Raw genomic sequence first — 3,576 nt, 5'->3', positions numbered from 1 at the left:
CGGCGCGGTGATCGCGTTGTTGCCGGTGAAGCGGGCATCCGTCACCAGCGTGTTGCCGGCCAGATGGTTCGCCATGGTGGTGTCGAAACGGTTGGAGAACCAATCGCCCAGACCGTCCTTGGCCTCGCTGCGGAGGTTGAACGGCACGCGCTGCGCGTCGATCGTCTGCTTGTTGCGGACGCGGGCCGCATGGGCGAGCTCGCCGATGGTGAGGCTGTCCGAATAGGTCGAAAGCGCTTCTTCGTTGCCCTGAAGCACCTGGCCCTCGGTCACACCGTCGCCGGTCATCTGGACGCGCAGACCGATGGTGATCTTGTCACCCGCGTTCTGGGAAAGCTCGGTCTTGACCTGGATCATGTTCGAGGAGCCCTCGCCCATGAACTTGCCGAAATAGGTCGTCTTCAGCGCTTCAACGTTGAGCTTTTTGGCCCAAAGCTTGTTGGAAAGCGTGTCATTCACGCCATAGGTCGTCACGGACATTTTTCATGTCTCCGCAAAGAGGAAATCGGGTGCTGTGGGTTGACCGCGAGCCGCTGCGATCGAGCGCAACACCGGCGTTTTCCGTCCTCGGTGGAGACGCGCTCCGTGACGTGGAGCGAGACGAAAACGGGATTTGAGGCTCCCGCGGGCCCTACTCTTCACTCACCAGGTCGGCGACATCAGCCGCCGAAAAGTCTGCGAGCCTTGGCCGGATTCTTGTTGGTCCAGGCCTCGAACTCGTCTGCCGGCATCGCGATGAGCGCCTCTGCCGTCATCTCAGGATCGCCGGAGCTACCGCCCGCGTTGGACAGGCTCTTGTTGGCCGCCTGCCCGCGTTCGATGGCTTCCAGCTTCTCGGCCGCCTTCCCTTTGTTGGGATCAGCCGCCGCTTCCTTCTTGTAACCCCGGCTATTCGCCAGATTGTAAATGAGCTCGGCCGGGCTCTTGCCCTTCTCGAACGCCATCTGAGCGATCGCGAACTCGTCGGCGATCAGCGCGTTGTGCAGCGCCTGCGGCGTGTCGTAGCCGATAGCCTTCAAATCCGCCGCGCGCGAGTTGAGGAGGAAATTGTACGCGGCCTTGAAATCCGAATTGGTGGACTCGAACTCGTCACAGGCAGCGCGGTACTTGCCCACAAATACTTTTTCGTCTGCGGCAGCCTTTTCGGCATCGGCCGTTGCTTTCGCCGCGTCGTCGAGACGCTTCTGCATCTGTGCGACAGTTTCGCCGACGTGCTTCACCGCGCCGAAGATGTCCTCCTCGGGATTTGGCGGGCCCGCTGGAGTGGTCGGCTCGGTCTCGCCGGCGAACTTGAGCCGGTCGATGATCGCGAACTTGCCCTTGAACTCGGCGATCTGCTTCTCGTACTCGGTCAGCTTGCCCGAGAGCTCTTTGCGGGCCTTCTTCTCTTCCAGGAAGGTCGCGAGCGGGACGTGATCGTTCTTGGGGGTGTCGCCGGGCTTCGCTTCGCCGCCGGCTGGCTTGGCCTCGCCACCTTTGCCAGCGCCGGCATCTGCGCCGCCTTCGTCCGGGATGGACTTTTCGCCACCGCTTGAGAAGAACGCCTCTTCATCCGCCGAGAGCGCGGGAGTGCCGCCAGCGTCAATGACTTCCGTATCAGACATTTGCGTGCCTTCTGCCGAAACTGTCGGCCCAGAGAACGCGGAAACCGCCGCGCGCGGGAATCCGGCTTCGCACCGGAAGGACGCTCTGGTTAACCCGGCTCAGGAAGCGAGAAGTAAAAGCGCCTCTTCCTCGCGGCGCCGCTTTGCCACTGCGGCCTGCCTGCCGGCCTCGGCCATGCGCTGGTTCTGGACGGCAGCCATATCGGGGACCGGTGCGGGCGGAGCGCTGGGCGGGGCTTGCAGCGGCGCGAAACGTGGGATCGTCCGTCGATCGACAGGACCGGGGATCTTGCGCGTGATCGCGTTGAGCTGCTTCTGCCGCTCAATCTCCTCGAGGAAGTGCCCGATGCCGCCAATCGTTGTGGAGGGCTCATCCTCCTGAAATACGAAGGGCTGGAAGACGTTCGGTTGGAAGATACCGGCCATTTTTAGAGCTTAGAGGCCTGAGTAAAGAGCGCGTCAATTTGCGCCGGCGTCAAGTTCAGGCTTGCACCGATCGATGTAATCAGCGGGTCTCCTCGTTCAAATGTTGAGGCATACTCCCAGGTAATCTGGGTCGCGCCGCCTGCCGCTTTAACGGAAGACTCCACTTGGTCGAGCAGCCCGACCGCCAATAACGCGAGGCGCGCTTGTCGCGGCGTGACCGATTTTGGAACCGGCGCATTTCCCGCTTCCATCCATGCCCTGATCAAGTTCGGGTATGGCGCGTCCATGCTGATGTCCACCTCCTCGAGGCGCAAATCAACAAGCGCTCCGTCCGGTCCTTCGACGCCAGAGATGGTCGCGTTGACGCGATGACTTGCTTCGTCGCAATAGACGACATTAGATACTTCGGGCATTACGCGAGCTCCAATGTGCCGGATATGTTGCAGGTGCGCCCGTCGGCAATAATTGATGAGTTGTCGTATTTCGCAATGTGCATGACGGTGCTGACATTTTGCCAATTCAACTGAAAGCCCACCGCCGCCACCTCCTTGCCGCCGCCTGCTTGATTGGCCACCGGCGTCACAGGCAGTGTGAATAAAATATCGCCATTTGCCGTCCCTGCAGTTGTGATGACAACAGAGCACCAGAAGAGGCAGGATTTTCCGATAACCTTGTAATGGAAAGTGCAAGACACAGTGGTGAAGGTGCCGGAGGTTGCGGTGACCGTCGGGGTGGCAACGGTCCAAGCCGTTCCAGTATCGCCTGTGCCCCCGTTGGCAACGGGAAGCGTGCCGGTAACACCCGTCGAGAGCGGCAGACCAGTGAAGTTGGTGGCCGTACCTGACGCCGGCGTGCCCAGTGCGCCGCCGACGAAATATGCCGCGCCCGTACCCACCTCATCCGTCAGGGCAGCCCGCAGATTGGCGCTGGACGGCGTAGCGAGGAACGTTGCGACGCCCGAGCCAAGCCCTGTCACGCTACCAATCGCGGGCGTAATTGTCACGTTGGCCGCCGCCGTCATCAGCCCCTTGGCGTTGACGATAAACTGAACCGACTGCGTTGCGCTGCCAAATGTCCCGACGTTGGAATTGACGGTCGCCAGCGTCGTGGCAACTGCCCCAACCGAAGTCGTCACATCGCCGGTCAGCGCCGGCATGCGTGCTGCTGGAACCGTGCCGCCCGTTAGATTGGTTGCGTTCGCCGCATTGGCCGCCACAGCCGCATCAGCGGCCGCCTGCGCCGTCGAAACAGGCTTGTTCGCGTCGGAGGTGTTATCGACGTTTTCAAGCCCGGTGATGACGTGATTTGCATTCCATTCGTCGCTGCCGACGGGATAATTGGGGTCGTCCGGGATCGTGACGACCTTGGCATGCGTGACGCCCACAACAGCCATTTACTGGGCTCCCATGGGGGCGATACCGACAATTTCGCCGGTCTGCGGGTCACGGATCAGCCTCTTCGGCGTGTTGAAAGCGGTCGCGAGCACGTTCATGTCGCGCCGCATTTCCTGCATGAAGGCCATGATGAGGGCCGCGCTGTCCGCGCC

Annotated in this window: 5 protein-coding genes; all 5 read right to left on the bottom strand. The window is 61.5% G+C overall.

The features are described from left to right. Positions 1-480 (bottom strand): DUF4043 family protein (locus IVB46_RS09690; protein WP_247342622.1); only part of this gene is annotated, 480 nt, incomplete at its 3' end. A 179-nt stretch (positions 481-659) separates the two neighbouring features. Next, positions 660-1,604 (bottom strand): hypothetical protein, encoded by a 945-nt coding sequence (locus IVB46_RS09685; protein WP_247342619.1) that lies wholly within the window; start codon positions 1,602-1,604, stop codon positions 660-662. Positions 1,605-1,703: 99 nt separating this feature from the next. Beyond that, positions 1,704-2,030: a hypothetical protein gene (locus IVB46_RS09680; protein WP_247342616.1), complete on the bottom strand. Its 327-nt coding sequence runs from the start codon at positions 2,028-2,030 to the stop codon at positions 1,704-1,706. A gap of 2 nt (positions 2,031-2,032) precedes the next feature. Further along, positions 2,033-2,443: a hypothetical protein gene (locus IVB46_RS09675; protein ID WP_247342613.1), complete on the bottom strand. Its 411-nt coding sequence runs from the start codon at positions 2,441-2,443 to the stop codon at positions 2,033-2,035. Further along, positions 2,443-3,423, bottom strand: coding sequence for a hypothetical protein (locus IVB46_RS09670; protein ID WP_247342608.1), 981 nt, complete (start codon positions 3,421-3,423; stop codon positions 2,443-2,445). Before IVB46_RS09670 ends, IVB46_RS09675 begins: the two co-directional genes overlap by 1 nt. Between the last annotated feature and the right edge of the window lie 153 nt (positions 3,424-3,576).

Source organism: Bradyrhizobium sp. 61 (genome assembly GCF_023073075.1).
GTDB classification, from domain to species: Bacteria; Pseudomonadota; Alphaproteobacteria; order Rhizobiales; family Xanthobacteraceae; genus Bradyrhizobium; species Bradyrhizobium barranii.
The sequence above is the reverse complement of the archived record's forward strand: the minus strand, read 5'-3'. Positions and strand labels throughout refer to the sequence as shown.

Excerpts from the sequence above, each read along its gene's own strand:
- IVB46_RS09685 (WP_247342619.1), bottom strand. The coding sequence starts at position 1,604 with ATGTCTGATACGGAAGTCATTGACGCTGGCGGCACTCCCGCGCTCTCG.
- IVB46_RS09680 (WP_247342616.1), bottom strand. The coding sequence starts at position 2,030 with ATGGCCGGTATCTTCCAACCGAACGTCTTCCAGCCCTTCGTATTTCAG.
- IVB46_RS09675 (WP_247342613.1), bottom strand. The coding sequence starts at position 2,443 with ATGCCCGAAGTATCTAATGTCGTCTATTGCGACGAAGCAAGTCATCGC.
- IVB46_RS09670 (WP_247342608.1), bottom strand. The coding sequence starts at position 3,423 with ATGGCTGTTGTGGGCGTCACGCATGCCAAGGTCGTCACGATCCCGGAC.